Below are 20,957 nucleotides of genomic sequence, written 5' to 3'. Positions count from 1 at the left end.
ATGACTTTAGAAGAGTTTGCAAATGAATATCTTGAAAAAGAAATCAGAATAGTTGAGCGTTTCAGTAATGAATATCCTTTTTTGTCAATACACGAAAAGGCTGTTATTTATAAATATACCGAAGATGGTTATGAAAGCCTGAATGAGCAATTGAGAGTTAGCAATGGTCTGAATATTAGTGAGTTTGGAGTACATTTGAAAAACGCTTTAGACAAAATTCCTTCAGAATTTAATCTTGCATTCAGAGGTGTAAACTTAAACAAATCTCAACTTAAATCTTATTTAGAAGCTTATCATAGTGGCGAGCTTATAGAAGAGCATAGTTTTATTTCAGCAAGTCTCAATGAAAATCTGGCTTGGGCTTTTGGGAGGGTTAGATTTACGATTCTTTGCAGAAATTGGAAAAATATTAGCATAATCGCAAAACATTTAGACGAAAAAGAAGTAGTTTTAGGTTATAATAAAAAGTTTAAAGTTCTAAGCTATGATTCCGAAAATGGATACTATGAGATTACCTTAGAAGAAGTAACTTTAACTGAAGACTGATATGGGAGTAAGTACTAAAGAATATAGAAGTGAAAGTCTAAAAGATATTAATGAGAGTTTTAATCTTCATCTTACACCATATGTAAATGAAGAGAACAAAGATTTTCGTATTTCAATCGTAAATAATACTCTTGACCAAGTAAAACGTGAATTAAGTAAAAGTGGCCTTTCGAATACTGAAAAAATAGACCTGATTAATTTTTTCCAAGAGCTTAGTAGAATATTAGAGCGTCTAAATAACAGTGGGAATGAAGAATTTATAACTCAAAATTCTGTTTTAGAAGAAGACCCGGCATATCATTTGCATAAAAAATCTCAGTCTGCTTTTGGGAAAGTAGAGTAAACATATAAAATAAAACGAAAAAGGCTGTCTCGCGGGACAGCCTTTTTCGTTTTATTTCATCCTCACAATAGTTACCCCTTGTCCGCCACGGTCGGCGTGTTCGTCGGCCATGCCTGCTACCTGTTTGTAGCTGCGCAGGTGCTGGCGTATCAGAGTTCTTAGAATACCATCACCTTTGCCGTGAATGATGCGTAATTCGGGATACCCCAACATAATGGCATCGTTCATCAGGCTGTCTACCTCACCTAGTGCCTCTTCGCCGCGTTTGCCCCGTAAATCAAGGTTAAAGCTGAAATTCATCATCTTTTCGTTCAGGTCAATTCCGCTCATTTTGGGCTTGATGCTCTCTTTCACGGCTTCCTTAAACTCTTTACGGCTCAGTTTCTCCAGCCTGTTCAGTTTTACATTGGTTTTCAGCTCCCCAATGGCTACCTCGGCATCTTTGCCTTTCATAAATAGTAACTCTCCTACGGCTGTCTGCCCTTTAATTCTTACGAAACTTCCTACAGTTATAGCCCCGTCATCGGCAATCCATTCTTCTGATGCTGGCTTGGGTTCATCTACCTTTTCGGGTTTCAGCTCCTTACTTTCAAAGTTTTGTAGTTCCTGCCGGATAAGCCTTGTTAAATCCTTATCAGCCTTGCCTTCTTTTATTTCTTTAATCGTACTTTCAATCTTGCGATTAGTTTCTTTCAGCAATTCTTTAGCCTGTGCTTTGGCGTCGTTCAGAATCTTCTTTTTCTCAGTTTCCAGAAAACTCTTCAGGCCATTATATTGCTCAAGCGTGTTTTTTAACTGTTGGTTTTTCTCAATAAACTCCTTGTTTCTGTCAGAAAACACCTTCCGCTCAATTTCAAGCTCCTTAATCAGCTTCTCGAAATCAATCTGCTGGGTGCCTAATTTGCGCTTGGCGTTATCTACTACCTGCTTGGGTAAGCCAATTTTCTGGGCTACCTCCAAAGCAAAAGAACTGCCGGGTTTGCCAATTTCAAGTTCATAGAGCGGTTCCAGATGTTCGGCATCAAACTTCATGGCGCCGTTGATGGTTCCGCTGTTTTTATTGGCAAAAACTTTCAGGTTGGTATAATGCGTATTAATAACCCCGTAGGCCTTTGCGCGCAGTAGCTGTTCAAGAATCGATTCTGCAATAGCTCCACCCAGGCTGGGTTCAGTTCCGGTTCCAAATTCGTCAATTAAAAACAAGGTAAACTTGTTTGAGAAATTGACAAAGTGCTTCATGTTTGTGAGGTGCGAGCTATAGGTACTGAGGTCGTTTTCTATGCTCTGCTCGTCGCCTATATCAATGAATACATTCTTGAATATGCCCACTTTTGAATCGGGCGATGCGGGTACCAACAGGCCACATTGTGCCATGTATTGCACCAACCCTATGGTTTTAAGCATGACCGATTTTCCGCCGGCGTTTGGCCCGGAAACCAGCACTATTCTATTTTCATGGTCAAGTTTTATTGACAGCGGTACAATAGATTTATTGAGTTTCTGATGTGCCAGATACAACAATGGGTGGGTGGCTCTGTACCATTCCAAAGCCTGGTTTTCTACCAGCAGGGGAGCAGTACCATTGATGGTCAAGGCAAACTTAGCCTTGGCTCTGATAAAGTCTATCAGGCCTAAAAACAGATAGGCCTTACGCAGAGCAGGCACATGTGGCCGAAGAAAAGCGGTGAGTTTCTCCAGTATTTTTACTATCTCACGGCGTTCACGGGCTTCCAGCTCCCTTATTTCATTATTGGCCTCCAGCACCTCGGCGGGTTCAACAAAGGCCATTTGTCCGGTTGCAGACTCATCGTGTACAAAGCCTCTCAGCTTGCGCTTGTGTTCCGACAGAATCGGAATAACCATCCGGCCATCGCGGATTGTCAAAGACATATCATCGCCTATCCAGCCGCTATTACGCGCAGTGCGCAGAATACGTTCAAGGGTTTTTCTTAGCTCGCTTTGTTCAGCTATGAGGCGTCGGCGAATATCAGCCAGTTCAGGTGATGCTGAGTCGCGCACCTTGCCTCTTTCGTCAATAATCTTATCAATCTGAGATATTACGCTTCCCCAGCCGTCATCGGCCGAAACGGGTAACGAATTAGCAGTAAGCAATTTTAGCTCGGGGTAGATAGTCTCTTCTTTACCTTTAAAGAAATGTATAATCTGTTGAATAGTGCGCAGCGAAAGTTTTATTTCAAAAAACTGGTCTTCGCCTATAAATGCGCCTTCAATAGATGCACGCGCCAGGGCGTCGCTTACATCAATGTAGTTTTGCTCCGGAAAACCCGGTTCAACCTGCAATATCAGTTTAAACTCTGCAGCTTGTCTTATTAAACGGTCAATCAGTTTATAGTCGTCCGAAAAACGAATTTTTTCAACAAAGGCCCGCCCAAGCGAGCTGATACATTGTTCGGCAATGAGTTCACGAATTTTATCAAACCCTATTTTTTGTTCTATGTTTTGTGGGTAAAGCATTTTTTTATTTAAAAACAGATACAAATTTACTAAATTTTCCGGTCTTTAACAGGTGAAAGGCCCGTTGAGACCTGTTTTATGGAGCCCAAAGCCATTATTTAAAAAAAATTTAAACATTTAAGTTCAACAAATGGTATAGTCTTAAAAAATAAGTCAATGTTTAATCTACCACTTTTTTCAAGAGAAGATTCTCAAAGTAAACCCGTTTTTGCTCCATTGCTTTGCTGGGATATCGCCAGTATCAACATGAGCCAAAGATTAGAAGTGCATCAGGATATGACCGAACTGGATGAGTTAATGGTATTAAACCAATGGCAACCTGATAGTGATTATAAGTCGTATCTGATGGAAAATTACGCCTTGATAATTACAGACGTATCAAAAGCAATTGTTTGGGCAAGCAGAGCTTTTGTAGCCATGACCGGCTACGAAAAATGCGAAATTATTGGTAAAAAACCTACGTTTTTGCAGGGTAAAAGAACACATAAGCCTACCAGAGAGTTAATTAATGATAGACTGTCTAAGTTTGAGCCTCTAAAAGCCAGAATATTGAATTACCGGAAAAATGGTGAGACTTACTGGTGTGGGCTGAGTATTGCACCGTTGAGAAATCAGGAGAATATTGTTACACATTTTATTGCCATTGAAAAAGAGGTAAATTAATTGTCGCACCTTTCTACAACATATCCGTCGCAGGTCTGCCCCCGCTGTCAACAGCCATTTACTTGTCTGGCATCAGAAATCAACAATTGCGCTTGCAAATCCATTCTCCTTTCTGATGCTTTGATAGCAGAAATTGGTAAAATGTTTAGCTCCTGCCTTTGCATTAAATGCCTTGAAACTTTAAAAAAAGAGCAAAAACCTGCATCATGGGTCAATAATAACTGAGGTATTCATTTTTTTTGATTGAGGCCTCTTTTTTATTGGCGCGTATTAATTTTGGTTCAGTTTTTGTTAAACAGGTAATAGTGTTTATGTAATATAAGATTGATTAATTTAAAATTGAGGCTATTGTCTAACGCTGGTTTCAATTTTAGTTAATTTTTGTTCATACATGATAAGGCTTGTTCCTGTTGCTTTACTACTAGCTATTGAGTTGTTAATTTTTTATCAGGTAAATCCTGCTTTTGCCTATCCTTTCAGGGGCTTAATACATCTGTATATAGCTTACTGGTATTATTCGGCAAGGAAGTCGGTACTTACTCTGACAGACAGACTATTTATTGTTTCATGTCTGATACCTGCCTTTACGCCCATTCCTATTTTTTTATTTGGTTTTACCTGGGGTACGTTGGTTGAGGTAGTTCTGCTTCTGGTTAGTTATCAGCTGCTTATCAAGATTTATAGGTTAGAGGGCGCAAGAATAAAGCTCACTAATAACTTAAGAACATTTATAAGGGTTGTAGTACCCTTTGTTCTTTTTCCGCTTGTTTACTTTGTTATCAGTATCTTTAATATTCACAGATATGACGTAGTGCTGATTCTATCTGTTTACCTGCTGCAGATTATGTATATGTCTGTTTTATCGGCTTACCTGCCGTTTGAAGAAAAGAGCAAACTGAGCATAACCATGGGCATGTTTTTTATTATGTTTGCCAGTGGAACCAGTTTTCATAGGGTATATATTACCCCTTTTGCGTTTGATTACGGCATAGTAAGAATTGCTGCCAACCTGGGCAGAATATTGCTCGTAACAGGATTGCTGAATCGGGCTTACAGGAAGCCTGTATTTGGCCGGCGAAATTAATTCTACTGTTCTGCGTCTTTTTTTCGGTTACGAAGTTTTTTGTCGTCTACAGTATTATTCAGGAAACTATTGATTTTGTCTATCTCAAAGCTCATCTGTATTTCACCGAAAGAGTTTATCTTGATATCAAATCCATTTAAATCTTTATGAACACGTGGGTTTTCGGCCTGAGACTTATCGTCTGATTTCTTCTTTGCCATTTGGTAGAAATTTATGGGTTTTAACTTAATAAACCTGTTTTTAACAATTTTGTTCAATTGCTACTGCTATGTAAACTATGTGGCAAAACAACATTTTTAAAATTAACTCAATAAAGATATGCAGCCGTGCAAATTTGTATTGAGTTCTAATTAAAGTTTTGTGCGTTTCAAATATCAGAAACGCACAAAACCTCAACGTATTATCCAAGTGTTACAATGGCTTTTTCTATTCTGGCAATTACTTCGGCTTTGCCCAGTATTTCAAGAATAAGCATTAAATCGGGCCCTTTGCCAACGCCTGTAATTGACAGCCGGAACGCCTGCATTACCTTGCCGGGTTTTAGTCCGGCTGCTTCAAGTGCCGGAAATATAGTGTCATGAATTTGTTGCGCTACAAATTGCTCTTCTGCCATGCTTTGTATGGCTTCTTTAATGGCGCTCATGGCCTTTTTGGCGTCATCATTCCATTTGCTTTTCGCAACCTCTTCATCATACGCAGCCGGAGTGGCAAAGATATATGGCACCTCTGTTACAATTTCCTGAGGGAATGTAACACGGTCTTTCATGAGTTTAACCAGCTTAGTGGCAATGCCGGCAGAAGTACCGGCAGGAAGCTGAATAATGTTTGCCAGTTCCTCATCCGATTTCTCTTTCAGGTAATGCTGATTAAACCATTTGGCTTTGTCAACCATGAAGCGGGCACCGGCTTTGTGTATTTTTTCAAGGCTGAACGATTCAATTAATTCGTCCATCGAGAAAATCTCCTGTTCCGTACCCGGGTTCCAGCCCAGAAACGCCAGAAAGTTAATCAGCGCTTCGGGGAAATAGCCGTCTTCTCTGAAACCTCTTGCTTCTTCGCTGGTAAATGGGTCTGTCCATTTTAGCGGAAAAACCGGAAAATTGCCTAACAAACCATCACGTTTGCTTAGTTTGCCGTTTCCTTCAGGTTTTAAAAGTAATGGTAAGTGCGCAAACTCAGGTGCCTGCCAGCCAAAGGCTCTGTATAACAAGATATGAAGCGGGGCAGAGGGCAGCCATTCTTCGCCACGAATCACATGGGTGATGCCCATCAGGTGGTCGTCAACAATATTAGCCAGGTGATAAGTAGGCATTCCGTCTGACTTAAGCAATACTTTATCGTCGATAGTTGATGAGTGTACTACCACCCACTCGCGTATAATATCCTTAAAACGGATTTCTTCTTTCAGTGGTACTTTCAGGCGTATCACGTAAGGGTCGCCTTTTGCAATTCTCGCTTCTACTTCTTCTTTCGGAAGCGTCAGCGAGTTTTTCATCTGCATGCGCGTAACTGCATTGTAAGAGGTATTATCTACCTTGGCCTCTTCCAGTTTTTTGCGCATTTCTTCCAGCTCATCAGCCGTATCAAAAGCATAATAGGCTTTCCCTGATGCCAGCAACTGGTCTGCATACTGGCGGTAAATGGCTTTTCTTTCTGATTGTCTGTAAGGGGCATCCGGCCCGCCAACGCCCTGGCCTTCATCAATGTTAATGCCTATCCAGCTTAAGGCTTCCAGAATGTACTCTTCTGCTCCGGGTACGTAGCGGGTCTGGTCGGTGTCTTCTATGCGAAGCAACATCTTACCACCCATTTTGCGGGCAAACAAATAATTATACAAAGCCGTGCGTACCCCTCCGATATGGAGCGGGCCAGTGGGGCTCGGAGCAAATCTTACACGAACAGACATAGTTTTTTGCAATGAATTTCTAATTTCCCCGAATAGGGTATGAGGGTCTATATGACCAAAAATTTAAAACGGGGCGCAATTTACGAAAAAATGCAGGCCAATGGTTTTATTTTTTTTAAATACCCAACAATACAATTGCTGAATTTAAACCCTGGGTTTTTTGTACAAAGGCACTGTGCTGCATGGTTCGCCAAACATAATGCTTTGGGCTACAGGCTTTAAGCGGCGGGTTATCTCTACATAGGCCGTTGTTGGTACGCTTACCTTGCTGCAGCCTTTTACCACTACTTTGGCGCCTTCGTACTGGCTGAAGTCTATTTTGCTGATGGCCTCGTCATACAATTTATTTTCAAGATCAGTTAATGTGCCAAATACAATTAAATGAGCATAAGGCTCTAAATGAACAGCCAGCAGCATATAGGCCCAGGTAGGTATTATGGCGTCTTCAGTACAGGTAATAGCTACATTTTTGTTGGTGTAATAACTCCAGTCGTGGGTTTTCAGAAACTCTCTGAAATCTTTCTCGCGGAGAATCAGACCCATATATAAATTATCTTTGAGGTCGTAGACAACCCTGTCGCCCGGGTGATAAAAATCTTCAAGGTCCAGAGAAACCAGTCCGCTTTTGCTTACCCGGTTTACGATTACTTCTTCTTCCATAGTTATAAAATAAAAAAGTACCATTGTGCGCTGTCAGCACGGGCAATGGTACAATGACACATGCATTTTTATAACATTATCTTTAAACAGAAAGTTTGCCTTCTCCCGAATCGAAGGCCTCACTCTTTAAGCCCCTATTTTCTTTTGAAAGGGTGGTAACCAGCGCAGGCTTTAAAGAAAGGTATTCAAAAGCACCGCTCAGCGTCCAGATTTTAACAAACACACGGCAGAAAATAAACGCCTGCTGAATAATAAACATGATAGCAATTTTGAAGGCCGAGGTCATACCAATGGCAGATTCAAGAAAGTAATAAGCCAAAACCAGTGCTGCCGCTACTATTAAGATAGCCCAGTATATACGCATGGTTTTAAAATTATTAAACACGTAGCCTGCTGCTTTCAGGAAGCCTGCCCATGCGCTTAGCGATTGGTTTTTGAAAAGAATTATTTTGGCATATTGACCCATGTTGAGCACAACTGTAAGCAAAAAGGCAGATATCAGCAAAGAAGGTGTAAGCCAGGCCATTTGCACAGGTTCGGTACTGCCATCAGAAGCAACCAGCGAAACCCCCATGCAGGCAAAAGAAACAATGGCTACTACGAGTAAAACTAAAATCTCAAATACAAATACAAGCAGGAAACGACCAAAATACCGAGTTGAGTTTTTGAAAAATTCGGCAAGGCGGAAAGAGCCTCTCTTGGCAAACTGACAGAGTATGCCCCCTGCAAAGAATATATTCAGTATCATGTATATAACAGACAAAGCAAAGCTTAACAGCCAGAAAGGGCGGAGTGTTTTACGGCTTTGCGACATAAAGTCTGATATAACGGTAAAATCGAATCCATTGAGTAGTTTTTCGAACTCCAAAGAATTATGACTCTCTGATTGAAGCAAATTATAAAGTGGTGTAGCAAGAATTAGTCCAAGCGAAAGATTAAGAATAAAAACTGTAAGAACCATTTTCCAGTTCCGGGCAGTTCTGTTAAAAGCTTGTGAAAGTATGGTGAACATATTACATATTGGTTAGTTTTTCATTGTTTAGGTGTCGTAAACTGTCTCTTTTTGTTTTCTTTTCTATGTTTTTACGAAGCGCATCTGTTAAGTCTATGTTAGTTTGGTTGGCCAGGCATATCAGTACAAACAGCACGTCTGCCATTTCATCTGCCAGGTTTTTTTCTTTGTCAGATTCTTTTTCTGACTGCTCGCCGTACCTGCGGGCAATAATACGCGCTACTTCGCCTACCTCTTCGGTAAGCATGGCCATGTTGGTGAGTTCGTTAAAGTATCTGACACCAATGGTCTTAATCCAATTATCTACCGCTGTCTGGGCTTCGGCTATGGTCATATTAATTGTACTTTTAATGCAAAACTAAGCAAAAAAAGCGCTTTGCGAAATACGCGGCCCGGCCCTATGCTGTTTTAAAACGAAGCAAAATGTAATTTATGTAAAAAAACTTATAAATTGCTTATTATCAGTTTTTTATAAAAATGTTTTTAATGCTGGCCGTTTCAGTTTAATTTTCTTTTAATAGCTGAAACTAAATTAAATACCTTTGCAACAGAAATTTACATCGGTGCAAACGCTGGCTGATTGACCAGCTATTTTTTTAATAATCATATAATGATAATGAATTTATTTCAAAAACAGACAACTCAAAACGGGCGTTTCCCCCATTGGGTTATACTAATTTATTTTCCGGTGTTTTTTGCCATGGTTTCCTGCAGGCACAGTGGGAGTTCGGGTTCTGCCAAAGAAACAGAGGCAATTAAACTGGTAACCTCCCCGGCGTTCAATGCTGATTCTGCCTTTGCTTTTGTTGATACTCAGGTGAAGTTTGGCCCAAGGGTACCAGGCACCCCTGCGCATTTAAAAGCAGGCAACTGGATGGTAAATAAACTGAAAGCCTACGGCTTTGAAGTAACAGAGCAACGTTTTATGCCTGTAACTTTTGATGGAAAAGTACTGAATGCCCGCAACATTATCGGCAGTTTTAACCCCTCTGCTACTAAAAGAATTTTACTGGCAGCCCATTGGGACAGCCGACCCTTTGCAGATAAAGATACTCAGAAAAAAGACCAGGCTATTGATGGAGCTAACGACGGGGCCAGTGGAGTAGGGGTGCTGCTTGAAATTGCCCGTATTATCAGTTCATCGCCGCAGAAGCTTAATCTGGGTGTAGATATTATCTTCTTTGATGCAGAAGACTGGGGAGAAAAAGAGGATACGCCACCGGTATCTCAAAACAAGGTTTTCTGGTGCCTGGGTTCACAATATTGGGCTGCTAATTTACACAAGCCGGGTTATTCGGCCTATTTTGGTATTTTGTTAGACATGGTAGGCGCTAAAGGAGCTACTTTCCCTAAAGAGCAGCAATCGGTTCAGTTTGCCGGTAGTGTTAATAGCCGTGTATGGGATATCGCAGGTGTGCTTGGTTATGGGCAGTACTTTATTCAGCAGGAGGCTGCCGGAATTACTGACGACCATTATTATGTAAATACAGTAGCCAAAATACCGATGATAGACATTCTGCATCAGGAACTGAACACCAGCCGTACTTTTGGTGCGTATCATCATACCCATGCAGATAACATAAGTATCATTGATAAAAATACACTAGAAGCAGTAGGCCAAACGGTAGTGCAGGTGTTATATCAGGAAGACAGCGGTACATTTTAAACTGAAACAGGGAGCCAGATGCTCCCCGTTTCAGTTTCATTTTTATAGTTTCTTTTCTTTTTCCAATTTTTCTGCTTTGGCGAAACTTTTTATGGCTGTTGCAACCATCGGGTCGTCGGCATATACTATCTGATAATATTCATTATTGAGGCCATTTTTTACGCTTCGCTGCCATACATGTCGGGCAATAGCAGCCTTTAACTGAAGTTTTACAAATTCTTTTGAGTCTGCAAAATCTTTGGCGCTGTACTTAACGCCAGTATTCTCTAATGTCCTGTTCATGCTGCTAAGCATGGTGTCGCTCACTTTAAAGTCTTTCAGGTAACTCTCAAAAGATTGCTTCAATAGTGTTTTGCGGTTGTCGTTAGCGTAGCTCATGGCATATTCGCGTATTACGTTGCGGCCGTATAGCTCCATCAGGTAGGCAGTAATATGGCTTGTGTCTCGCGGTACAAAAATATCAGGTGTAATACCACCGCCACCATAAACGGTACGGCCGCCCACGGTTTTAAAACGCATCTTAGGGTTGTTCTTGATACTGTCTGCTATAAAATACTCTCCTGATTTACCTCTGTCATCCAGCTCATGTTCGTAAGAATCCAGGCTCCCTTTCACATAAGGTTTCTGGATACTTCTGCCACTTGGTATATAATAGCGCGAAATAGTGAGTCGTAACTCAGAGCCGTCAGAAAGCTGAATAGGTTGCTGCACTAATCCCTTACCAAACGTTCGCCGACCAACAATCAATGCCCTGTCGTAATCCTGTAAAGAGCCGGATACAATCTCAGACGCCGATGCGCTGCCTTCATCAACCAGAACCACCACAGCGCCTTTTTCAAACATACCGTTAATATGTGCAAAAGCCTTGCGGTTATTACGGGTATCTTTTCCGTCGGTGTAAACTATCACGCCTTTACCTCCTACCATTTCGTCTACAATATCAGTGGCTCTGTCCATATAGCCGCCCGGATTCCCCCGTAAATCAAGCAACAATTGCTTCATGCCTTGTTTTTGCAAGGCCGCCATGTGTTCCTTAAACTCGTCGTAGGTAGTTTCGGTAAAACGATTGATTTTCAGATAACCCGTTTTATGGTCATCCATAATATAGGCCGCATCAATAGAATATTGTGGTATTTTATCACGGATAACCGAAAACTTCAACAGGTCTTTAAAGCCTTTTCTTTTAATTTCCAGTTTGGCTTCTGACCCCCGCTTACCTCTCAGGTTGGCGAATATGTTGGTAGAACTGGCATCTTTACCTGTCAGGCTGTTATTATTAGCTTTAATGATGGCATCACCACTCTGTATGCCCACAGCCTCTGACGGCCCACCTGCCAGCGGCGTTACCACATATACGGTATCATTAAACACATTAAACTCAATGCCGATGCCATCAAAGCCGCTTTCCAGTTGAGAGCGCGCCAGCTGTGCATCTTGCGGAGGGAAATAATAGGTGTGTGGGTCTAGTTTTTCCAACATTTTTGTGATGGAATAATCAACCAGACTGTCAGTATTGACACTATCTACATAACTTCTGTTGATGTATGACAGAATCTCCCTGAATTTAGTTGTGCTGCGAGACACGTCTCCGGCTCCGGTTGCACGTTTTCCCCCAAAAAAAGTTGCCCCAATTAATATGCCCAATGCCAGGGTAGTACCCACAATAATGGGGGTACGAACCGTCGCTTTATTATTCTGAATCTTGTTCTCTTCCACTTTCAGGCGTAATTTATTATAAATGCTTATTTACAAAATAAATGTAATAATTAATTAACGAAATGCCACTTCAAAATGTGATTATTGCAGCAGCACATGATTAACATAAAATAAGCCGGATAAATTTTATTTGTCTTTGTTTTTGATTATTTAGACAACTCCTTGGCGCGGCGTTCGGCTGCCAGAATGCCATTAATCAGCCCTTCAGGTAGTTGAGATTCCTCAAAGGTTTTCAGAGCGGCCTCTGTGGTGCCACCTTTTGAGGCCACCGCCTTTATCAGGTCGTCCAGGCTTTTCTCGGCATTGTTAATCAGGTGGTAAGAGCCCAGCATGGTTTGTTTTACCAGCAGGCTGGCCATGCCTTCATCAAAGCCCATTTGTTTACCGGCTTCTATCATGTGTTTTACCAGATAGTAAAAATAAGCCGGGCCACTTCCACTCAATGCCGTTACGGCATCAATCATGCCTTCGTCTTCTAAATAAACTGAGCGGCCTGTGGCATTAATCAGGTTTTCTACTTTACGCAGTTTAGAGGCATCAACCTCTGCTGCCGCCGTAAAACCCGTTATACCCATACCCAACATAGCCGGCGTATTAGGCATGGCGCGTACAACCAGCCTGTGGTTCAGGGTTTCCTGTATTTTGCTGATAGGAATACCGGCCATAATAGACAAAACCACCTGTTGCGGCTGAATTACCGCACCAAGTTCTTCTTTCAAGGCAGCAAAATCCTGTGGTTTTACAGACAGGATAATTAACTCATAGTCGGCTATCTGTGCATTAATGGTGCTTACAACCACCCCTTCTCTGGCACTTTTAAGGGTTTCGCTGCGTTCCTGACTTTTTTCTATCAGTAATAAATCTTCTTTCTTTACGAGGTCATACTGCAAAAACGAACGCGCAAAGGCCATTCCCATATTTCCGCAGCCTATAATGGCAATTTTCATGTATCGGTAGCTCCATACCCTTTACCGGAGCGTTTTGGTTGAAAGTTATTTACCTTTTAGGGTTGAAAGGTAAACCTACAAATTTAATGATGATTTATAAATTGTCAGTTCATCGCCCAATAAGTTTTGCTTTTCAGCCACCTCAATATAATTGGGCATCATGGGTGCTGCCATACCTTTACCTAAATGCCCCGGGCATCTGAAAACCCTGATTTCATCAAATAGTTGTGCGTCAATAAAGCTTTGCAGTAATTTGGTGCCGCCTTCTATGTAAACAGACTGTACTTTTCTTTGATATAGCTCTTGCAGCAGGTTTTCAATAAACGACCCACCGAACTCAACTTTCAGATACGTATTCCTTCCTTCTGTTTTGTCGGTTGCGTCATTAATTACCAAGGTATCTTGGGTATTGTCGAACAGATGTAGCGATTGTGGAAGCTGTAGTTTTCTGTCAATCACGATACGTACCGGGTTTTTGCCACCTGCCCATTCACGTACATTCAGCCGGGGGTTGTCGAATCTGGCCGTATTGGTACCCACCATCATGGCATCTTCTTCGCTGCGCCATTTATGCGCTATTTTGTGCGACAACCCATTGCTTATCTTAACAGGTTTATAATTCTCGCCAGCTATAAAGCCGTCGGCGGTTTCAGCCCATTTCAACAGTACATAGGGGCGCTTTTTTTCTACATAGGTAAAAAAGCGAGCGTTCAATTCGCGGCCTTTTTCTTTCAGTAGCCCGGTTTCAACTTCAATTCCTGCATTTCTGAGTTTTTCAATGCCTTTACCGGCTACCAGCGGGAAGGGGTCTTGGTTGCATATAACCACTTTTTTTACCTGATGCTTTACAAGCAGGTCGGCGCAGGGTGGAGTTTTGCCAAAATGCGCACAGGGTTCTAACGTAACATAAACGGTGCATTCGGCCAAAATGGTTGGGTCTTTTACCGAATTAACAGCATTTACCTCGGCGTGCCAATCGCCATATTTTTTATGCCAGCCTTCGCCCACTATCTGGTTATTATGCACAATTACGCAGCCAACCATAGGGTTGGGGCTTACTAATCCCCGGCCCAGTTCTGCCAGTTGCAAGGCTCTCAGCATGTATTTTTCTTCCATTCTTGATTTCGCAGATTAGTGAATCAGCAAATTAGTCGATAATTTTGCGCCCAATTATATATTAATACTTTGAAAGACAGCATTACGGCTAAACAACTCTTTGATCATTTGTTACACCAAATTACGGTGTATGAGACACAGGAAGCAAAAGAAATTGTTTTTTGGTTGCTGGAACATGAGCTGAATCTCGTGAAAATAGATATTCTGGCTGACAAACCGATTAATACTGCCAAGAAAACAGATTGGGCAACCATTATTGACAGGCTTAATAAACACGAGCCGATACAGTACATTTTAGGGGAAACAATTTTTTACGGAAGAAGATTTCTGGTTGATAAGCCGGTGCTGATACCGAGGCCGGAAACCGAAGAATTAGTGGCCCTTGTTTGTGAGTGGGAGCGAACGGCTGAAAACAAACCTGAAGCTAAAATGGTATTAGATATTGGTACGGGCAGTGGTTGTATTGCGGTTTCGCTGGCAAAAGAACTAAACGATGCGCGCGTTACTGCGTATGATATTTCGGAAGAAGCTTTGGTTGTTGCAAGAAAAAATGCCATGCTTAATAAGGCCGACGTTAGTTTTGAAAGAGTAGATATACTCAGGTATTTAAATAAAAGCATTGTGCCTGAACAAGCATTTGATGTAATTGTCAGCAATCCGCCCTATGTTACGCGGCAGGAAGCGGCACAGATGCGACAAAATGTGTTGAAGTTTGAGCCTCATCTGGCGCTTTTCGTAGAAGACACAGAGCCATTGGTTTTTTATGTAGCTATTGCGGGCTTTGCCTCAAAAGCCCTTAAAGACGGTGGCCTGCTGGCAGTTGAGATTAACGAAAATCTGGGTACTGAGACAGCCACCGTATTTATGGAAGCGGGTTTTACAGATGTTGCGGTGGTACAGGATATTCACCGAAAAAACAGGTTTGTGAGAGCCTCAATCAGCAAAAAGACTAAAAACCATGAAGGGTTTTAGACGGATTTTCCTAACTTCACACTTTATAACCAATTGTAGGTTTTGATTTTGGAAGTACAAATTTTCTTCCAGTCATTATTTGAATATTAACCCTAAGATTTACCCCAAATCTATCAGACATAATGGAAGGTTCGAGAATATTGCATAAAAAGATAAGAGAAGTATTTTCAGAGACAAGCAAAGTAGTGATTGGTCAGGAACGGTTAATTAATCGTTTGCTGATTGGGCTTTTTACTGGGGGGCATATTTTGCTTGAAGGGGTGCCGGGTCTGGCCAAAACCAAAACCATTAATATATTAGCCAAGGTGCTTGACCTGGGCTTTAACCGCATACAGTTTACACCCGATTTGTTGCCGTCTGATTTAGTGGGTACCATGATATATAACCAGAAATCGGGAGATTTTGAGGTGAAAAAAGGGCCGATTTTCTCGAACCTGATTCTGGCTGATGAGGTGAACCGTGCCCCTGCTAAGGTACAGTCTGCCTTACTGGAAGCTATGGCCGAAAAACAGGTAACGATAGGCGACGAGACGCATCTGTTAGATAAGCCTTTTCTGGTAATGGCTACGCAGAACCCGGTGGAGCAGGAGGGAACCTATCCGCTACCCGAAGCACAGGTAGACCGCTTTATGATGAAAGTTTTTGTGGACTACCTGGATAAGAACTCTGAGCTTGAAATGGTAAGGAAGATGGCCAATCTGGATTTTAATTATGTTCCGCAACCGATTCTTAATAAAGAAGAAATTTTTGCCATCAGACAGGAAATCAACCGGATTACTATTTCTGAAGTACTGGAGCGTTATATAATTGAACTTGTTTTCTCTACGCGTCGCCCGGCTGAATATGGTCTGAAAGATGAAGCCCGTTACATACAATTCGGGGTATCGCCACGGGCTGGGTTATCTTTATATAATGCGGCTAAGGCTCTGGCCTACTTTGACGAACGAGACTACGTATTGCCTGAAGACATCAAGGCACTGGTGCATGATGTTTTTAACCACCGGATTATTCTGAACTACGAAGCCGAAGCCGACGGCATCACCACCCGCCAGGTGATTGATACGCTTTTGAAGAAAGTGGCTATTGGTAGGTGATCGTAAGTCATTTTTCGTAGAGACGTAATGCTTTACGTCTTCGATGGCCTATAAAATCAGTTAATGTTTTTAATATCAGTTTAATAACATATTCTTAGATAACCAAATTCTATGATAAGCCGCAAGCATTGCGGCACTACCAAATTTCATAAATTACCCTCTGTTTCACTCATATATCACACTCAACAACTCTGCCACGCAGGCTGGTTTTTGAGAGCCGTCCAATTCAAAAATCGCATCAATAATTAGCTTTACTCCGTTAGGTTGCAGGTCTTCTACTTCTTTCAGTACGGCATTCATACGTACTCTGCTTCCGGATGGCACGGGCGAAATAAAGCGGACACGATTCGTACCGTAATTTAAACCCATCTTCGCCGATTCAACCCTGAATAATTCGTACATAAACTTTGGTGAAAGCGACAGCGACAGAAAGCCGTGTGCAATGGTTTTACCAAATGGAGAAAACTGCTTGGCCATTTCTTCATCGACATGAATCCACTGGTCGTCGAATGTGGCTTTGGCGAAATCGTTTATCATTTCCTGCGATAACGTTTGCCAGCTTGATGTACCCAGTTCGTTACCTGCAAAGTCTTTCAGTTCGGCAATATTCCTGAAAATAATGGTATTGCCTTCTTTTACGGTCTCGGCCGGTTTTGTTTCTGTTATGGTTACTTCTTCTTTCTTGGTCTCATATTGTGGCAATTGTATGTCATCAGCGGTTACCACTACGGCCTTGCCTACCACTTTCCGGTTCATCATATCCTGCAGTGCATCGGCCGCTTTTTCAAGCGGATATAATTGATGTATGTGCGGCCGAAGTTTGCCTTTCATAAAATATCCGGCCAGTTCCTGAATATTCTGAAAACTTTTTGCCGATTCTTTTTCGGCAAATTGCCCCCAGAAAACCCCCACGATAGAACAGCCTTTCAATAATGCCAGATTCAGCGGTATTTTTGGAATTTCTCCGGCAGCAAAACCCACTACCAGATACCGGCCTTTCCAGGCCATTGAGCGCAGGGCAGGTTCTGCATATTTATCGCCAACGGCGTCATAAACCACATCTACACCTTTCCCTTCGGTAATAACTTTGATTTGTTCTCTCAGGTCTTCAGTAGCATAATTAATTGTAAATTCAGCCCCTTTCTCTCTACATATTTCCAGTTTTTCGTTGGTCGATGCCGCTGCTATTACTTTGGCTCCCATTAGCTTGCCCAGCTCAACTGCAGCTAAACCAACTCCTCCGGCTGCTCCTAAAACCAGTAATGTTTCGCCCGCTTTTAACTCTGCACGGTCTTTCAGCGCATGGAACGAAGTGCCGTAATTATACATAACCGAGGCAGCCGTTACAAAGTCCATGGTTGGCAACATCGGGAAAACCCTGCGGGCATCCACCAGTACTTCCTCGGCCATACCTCCCCATCCTGTCAGTGCAAAAACTTTATCGCCCGGCTTTACATGTTTTACCCCTTCGCCAGCCTCTTTCACAATTCCTGATACCTCACCCCCCGGCGAAAACGGCAGGGCAGGTTTAAACTGATACAGGTTCTGAATAATAAGGGTATCTGGGAAATTGACACTACAGGCTTTGACGCTGATTACCACCTTTCCGGCTTCGGCTTTCAGGGGTTCAATGTCTTCTAATGTAAGCGTGTCTGGCGTTCCGAACGCTTTGCATAATAGGGCTTTCATAGGTGGTTTTGTTTGTTGCTCAGGGTTAATAGTAATCTTAGTTTGTCAATTTAGTAATAGGTGTAAAATCAACTCTGCGGAACTCCACTTCTGAACCTTCAGCCTGCAAAGCAATTTGCCCCTGGCTAACCGTACAGTTAAAGCCATGATTCACCAGGTCGCCATTTACCCATACTTTCACTTCGTTACCCAGGCACTCTACTCTCATGATATTCCATTCGCCTACCGGTTTTTCTGAATCATCCGTCAGGTTTTTGATTCGCCGTTCTTTACCGTCGACCGAGCCCCAGTTCTTTTGGGGTCCGCGTCTTTTTTCCATATCCGGCACGCTGATGTCTTCGCCAATACACCAGAAATCACCTGCATTTTTGTGCATCAGCTGCGCTTCTATAGACTTAGGAAACATACCATATAAAACTCTTGGTGTTGAGGCATGCACTAATACTCCGCAATTGCCGGGTTTGCCAGCAAAGCGGTATTCTACCTCAAGCCTGTAATTTTTATAAACCGAGTCGGTAATGATATGGCCCTGTGGGTCTGCCAGGCTTACCAGCATTCCATTGCGTATAATAAACGGATTCTTAGCGCCTGAGTTATTGTCCATTGCAGGCACATCAATATGCCAGCCGTTAAAGTTTTTGAAATTAAAAAGGCTTCTGGTTTGGGCATTGGTTAATGTAACTGTCAGCAAGGCTATCAGGGCAGTAAAGAAACTATTTTTCATGAAAAGGCGCTTATTTGTTATGGATTGAAATGGTACTGCATAAAAATAGCCAATAGTATTTTAAAAGTACTATTGGCCACCTTAATTTTGTTTCAGATTATTTTAACAATCCCTCAGGAACGGGTTTTTCAAGTAAATATCTGTAAATGAACTTAGTTTTCAGATTATCGAAATGCTGGCCTTTATTGCCTCTCCAGCCGTGTCTTCCACCCGGATACAGCATAAATTCAAAGTCCTTTTTGTTTTCTTCCAGCTTATCAATCAACTGAATACTGTTTTGCATGTGCACGTTGTCGTCCATAGTGCCATGCACTATTTGCAGCATGCCTTTGTATTTGGGTACGTGGGTCATTACGCTACTGCTTTTGTAGCCCTCAGGGTTTTCGGCTGGCGTGTCCATAAAACGTTCGGTATAGGCGCTATCGTATAAACCCCAGTCGGTTACACTACCACCGGCCATGCCATGCGTAAATACGTCGCTGCCGTAAGTAAGCGCGTAGCAACTCATATAGCCACCATAGCTAAAGCCGGTAATGCAAATTTTGGTTGGGTCTGCAATGCCTTTGTCAATCAACGACTTCACTAATGTAATATAGTCTTTCATTTCCCAATAGCCCAGGTTGCGGTGCATATAGGCAACGCCTTCTTTACCAAAGTGTCCGCTGGCGCGGTGGTCGAGCGATACCTGAATCAGCCCTTCCTGTGCGTACCATTGCGTTCTGGGCGACCATAGCCACTGGTCAAACACTGTTCCGGCATCAGGCCCGCCATAAATGCTGATGAGCACCGGATATTTTTTGCCAGCCACCATATTTTGCGGATAGGTGATGGTCATGGGCAAATCAAACAGGCCATCGTCACTTTTAACGCGCAGCAATTCAGATTTAGCCATGTTATAGCTATCCATTTCAGTGCCTTTGATACTGCCCAGGTCTTTAATGATTTTTCCGGTGTTATCAACAACCGCCATTGAGGTTGGTGCCGTGATGCTTGAATAAGTTGTTATGAAATACTTGAAGTCAGGTGAAAGCTGAATAAAACGATGGTTATAATCGCCAAAAGTTAGTCTTTTGAGGTTTTTTCCATCGAAATCAACTCTGTAAAAATCAAACCGGGCTGAATTTTCCAATCCACGGGCATGGAAATAAACCACCCGGTTTTTCTGGTCAATACCCTCTACCGATTTAATGGTAAATTTGCCATTGGTGATGTTATTTTTGAGTTTCCCGTCAATGCCGTACAGATACAGTTGCTTCCAGCCGGTTTTATCGCTCAGAATAATCATTTCTTTGTTGCCATCAAGTAACGTCAGGCGGTTATCGGCATCGTCAATATCAATCCAGGCTTTTTGGGTTTCGGCATATACTTCTTTTTTGCTCCCGGTAGCCGGAGAAACGTTATAGATTTTAAGGTTGTCGTTTCCGCGGTTAATCCACTGTACCATCAGGCCGCTGCCGTCCAGTAACCATTCGGGCCAACCGAAATACTGCTCATCTTTTTCATTGAAATCCGCCCAGACGGTTTTTCCGCCTGTGGGAGACACAAAACCAATTTTAGCCTCCGGGTTAGGGTCGCCGCTTTTGGGGTATCTGGTTTCTTCTATAAAACCATGTTGCCCTTCGCTGTTATAGAGTGGAAACATCTGAATCTTGCTTTCATCAAAGCGCATATAGGCCAGTTTTTTGCTATCGGGGCTCCACCAGAAAGCTCTGAAACGCGTAGCACGCCCGAAGATTTCTTCCCAGTAAACCCAGGTAGCATAGCCGTTCAGGGTTGTTTTGGTGCCGTCTGTGGTTAACTTAACTTCCTTGTTGGTTTTCAGATTGTAGGTAAACAGATTGTTGTCTTTGGTATAGGCAATGAAGCTGCTGTCGGGCGAGAAAGTAGGATTTTTTTCTTCGGCAGCGTCTTTGGTCAGTTGTTTTTCTGTTTTGCCGTCTTTCAGAAAAATATCGTTGTCTTTTACCTGAACCGACAACCGGGGTTGTGGTATTTTTGAAGAAACAGTGGCTGTGCCTTCGGTCAGGTTACCGGTGGTTAGGTCTAGAATAAAGCTCTTGTTGCCGGCACTTCTTTGCACAACAGATAGCTTGTCGCCGTCGGCCCATTGTACTAATGGCAAAGGTTGCTGAAAATTCTTTGGCGTGCGGTCTGCTTTTAATTCTTTTGCATCAAACTCCTTTTTTTGGGCAACCGCAAAAGCATTGCTCAGCAACAGAAGCGCTATCACTTTTTTCATGGGGTTATGAAGTGTTTAGTTTATGGTTACAGTCTACGAACTTAATTGCTTAAAATTATACATTTTTTGCATTATTTTTTACTCACTAAGGTAAGAATAGGTTAA

Annotated in this window: 20 protein-coding genes; 8 read left to right on the top strand and 12 right to left on the bottom strand. The window is 42.2% G+C overall.

Annotated features, from left to right (window positions below; genetic code table 11):
* Positions 1-546, top strand: a complete 546-nt coding sequence (locus MB380_RS20075; RefSeq protein WP_253530824.1) for an ADP-ribosyltransferase — start codon at positions 1-3, stop codon at positions 544-546.
* 1 nt (position 547) lies between these two features.
* A complete protein-coding gene (locus MB380_RS20070) occupies positions 548-889 on the top strand; it encodes a hypothetical protein (protein ID WP_253530819.1) in 342 nt (113 codons plus the stop codon).
* A 51-nt stretch (positions 890-940) separates the two neighbouring features.
* Here MB380_RS20070 and MB380_RS20065 read toward each other — a convergent pair whose 3' ends face one another.
* Positions 941-3,364 (bottom strand): endonuclease MutS2, encoded by a 2,424-nt coding sequence (locus tag MB380_RS20065; protein ID WP_253530817.1) that lies wholly within the window; start codon positions 3,362-3,364, stop codon positions 941-943.
* Positions 3,365-3,520: 156 nt separating this feature from the next.
* Here MB380_RS20065 and MB380_RS20060 point away from each other — a divergent pair, with 156 nt between their 5' ends.
* The 3 genes from MB380_RS20060 to MB380_RS20055 all read left to right on the top strand — a co-directional run bounded on the left by MB380_RS20060 (position 3,521) and on the right by MB380_RS20055 (position 5,111).
* Positions 3,521-4,027, top strand: a complete 507-nt coding sequence (locus MB380_RS20060; protein WP_253530815.1) for a PAS domain-containing protein — start codon at positions 3,521-3,523, stop codon at positions 4,025-4,027.
* Positions 4,028-4,252, top strand: coding sequence for a cysteine-rich CWC family protein (locus MB380_RS22010; protein WP_409014620.1), 225 nt, complete (start codon positions 4,028-4,030; stop codon positions 4,250-4,252).
* 166 nt (positions 4,253-4,418) lie between these two features.
* On the top strand, positions 4,419-5,111 hold the full coding sequence (locus tag MB380_RS20055) for a hypothetical protein (RefSeq protein WP_253530813.1): 693 nt from the start codon (positions 4,419-4,421) through the stop codon (positions 5,109-5,111).
* A gap of 2 nt (positions 5,112-5,113) precedes the next feature.
* Here MB380_RS20055 and MB380_RS20050 read toward each other — a convergent pair whose 3' ends face one another.
* From MB380_RS20050 to MB380_RS20030, 5 genes are all read right to left on the bottom strand, one after another.
* Positions 5,114-5,311 carry a hypothetical protein gene (locus tag MB380_RS20050; protein WP_253535664.1) on the bottom strand — a complete coding sequence of 66 codons (198 nt, stop codon included), beginning with the start codon at positions 5,309-5,311 and terminating at the stop codon, positions 5,114-5,116.
* A gap of 200 nt (positions 5,312-5,511) precedes the next feature.
* A complete protein-coding gene (gene gltX, locus MB380_RS20045) occupies positions 5,512-7,017 on the bottom strand; it encodes a glutamate--tRNA ligase (RefSeq protein WP_253530811.1) in 1,506 nt (501 codons plus the stop codon).
* Positions 7,018-7,161: 144 nt separating this feature from the next.
* Positions 7,162-7,677 (bottom strand): DUF2480 family protein, encoded by a 516-nt coding sequence (locus MB380_RS20040; RefSeq protein WP_253530809.1) that lies wholly within the window; start codon positions 7,675-7,677, stop codon positions 7,162-7,164.
* A gap of 82 nt (positions 7,678-7,759) precedes the next feature.
* A complete protein-coding gene (locus MB380_RS20035; protein ID WP_253530807.1) occupies positions 7,760-8,689 on the bottom strand; it encodes a hypothetical protein in 930 nt (309 codons plus the stop codon).
* A gap of 1 nt (position 8,690) precedes the next feature.
* Positions 8,691-9,023 carry a nucleotide pyrophosphohydrolase gene (locus tag MB380_RS20030; RefSeq protein WP_101724568.1) on the bottom strand — a complete coding sequence of 111 codons (333 nt, stop codon included), beginning with the start codon at positions 9,021-9,023 and terminating at the stop codon, positions 8,691-8,693.
* Between the two features lie 282 nt (positions 9,024-9,305).
* Between MB380_RS20030 and MB380_RS20025 the strand changes: the two genes are divergently transcribed.
* Entirely contained in the window at positions 9,306-10,355 is a 1,050-nt protein-coding gene (locus MB380_RS20025; RefSeq protein ID WP_253530805.1) for a M28 family peptidase, read from the top strand.
* Between the two features lie 42 nt (positions 10,356-10,397).
* Here MB380_RS20025 and MB380_RS20020 read toward each other — a convergent pair whose 3' ends face one another.
* The 3 genes from MB380_RS20020 to ribD all read right to left on the bottom strand — a co-directional run bounded on the left by MB380_RS20020 (position 10,398) and on the right by ribD (position 14,134).
* Complete coding sequence (locus MB380_RS20020) at positions 10,398-12,071, bottom strand: S41 family peptidase (protein ID WP_253530803.1); 1,674 nt, start codon at positions 12,069-12,071, stop codon at positions 10,398-10,400.
* Positions 12,072-12,217: 146 nt separating this feature from the next.
* Positions 12,218-13,018, bottom strand: coding sequence for a pyrroline-5-carboxylate reductase (gene proC, locus MB380_RS20015; protein WP_253530800.1), 801 nt, complete (start codon positions 13,016-13,018; stop codon positions 12,218-12,220).
* Between the two features lie 75 nt (positions 13,019-13,093).
* On the bottom strand, positions 13,094-14,134 hold the full coding sequence (gene ribD / locus MB380_RS20010; RefSeq protein WP_253530783.1) for a bifunctional diaminohydroxyphosphoribosylaminopyrimidine deaminase/5-amino-6-(5-phosphoribosylamino)uracil reductase RibD: 1,041 nt from the start codon (positions 14,132-14,134) through the stop codon (positions 13,094-13,096).
* A gap of 108 nt (positions 14,135-14,242) precedes the next feature.
* Between ribD and prmC the strand changes: the two genes are divergently transcribed.
* Together prmC and MB380_RS20000 are read left to right on the top strand one after the other, a co-directional pair.
* Positions 14,243-15,106, top strand: a complete 864-nt coding sequence (gene prmC / locus MB380_RS20005) for a peptide chain release factor N(5)-glutamine methyltransferase (RefSeq protein ID WP_253530780.1) — start codon at positions 14,243-14,245, stop codon at positions 15,104-15,106.
* Between the two features lie 122 nt (positions 15,107-15,228).
* Positions 15,229-16,200 (top strand): MoxR family ATPase, encoded by a 972-nt coding sequence (locus MB380_RS20000; protein ID WP_253530777.1) that lies wholly within the window; start codon positions 15,229-15,231, stop codon positions 16,198-16,200.
* A 165-nt stretch (positions 16,201-16,365) separates the two neighbouring features.
* Here the strand turns inward: MB380_RS20000 and MB380_RS19995 are convergent, their stop codons facing one another.
* The 3 genes from MB380_RS19995 to MB380_RS19985 all read right to left on the bottom strand — a co-directional run bounded on the left by MB380_RS19995 (position 16,366) and on the right by MB380_RS19985 (position 20,852).
* Positions 16,366-17,889 carry a zinc-binding dehydrogenase gene (locus tag MB380_RS19995; RefSeq protein ID WP_253530774.1) on the bottom strand — a complete coding sequence of 508 codons (1,524 nt, stop codon included), beginning with the start codon at positions 17,887-17,889 and terminating at the stop codon, positions 16,366-16,368.
* Positions 17,890-17,926: 37 nt separating this feature from the next.
* Positions 17,927-18,613: a DUF1080 domain-containing protein gene (locus MB380_RS19990; RefSeq protein ID WP_253530772.1), complete on the bottom strand. Its 687-nt coding sequence runs from the start codon at positions 18,611-18,613 to the stop codon at positions 17,927-17,929.
* Positions 18,614-18,710: 97 nt separating this feature from the next.
* Entirely contained in the window at positions 18,711-20,852 is a 2,142-nt protein-coding gene (locus tag MB380_RS19985) for a DPP IV N-terminal domain-containing protein (RefSeq protein WP_253530770.1), read from the bottom strand.
* Positions 20,853-20,957 lie beyond the last annotated feature (105 nt).

It is taken from the genome of Emticicia sp. 21SJ11W-3 (assembly GCF_024138715.1).
GTDB lineage: Bacteria > Bacteroidota > Bacteroidia > Cytophagales > Spirosomataceae > Emticicia > Emticicia fluvialis.
Note: the sequence above shows the minus strand (reverse complement) of the source record. Positions and strands in the feature narration are given on the sequence as shown.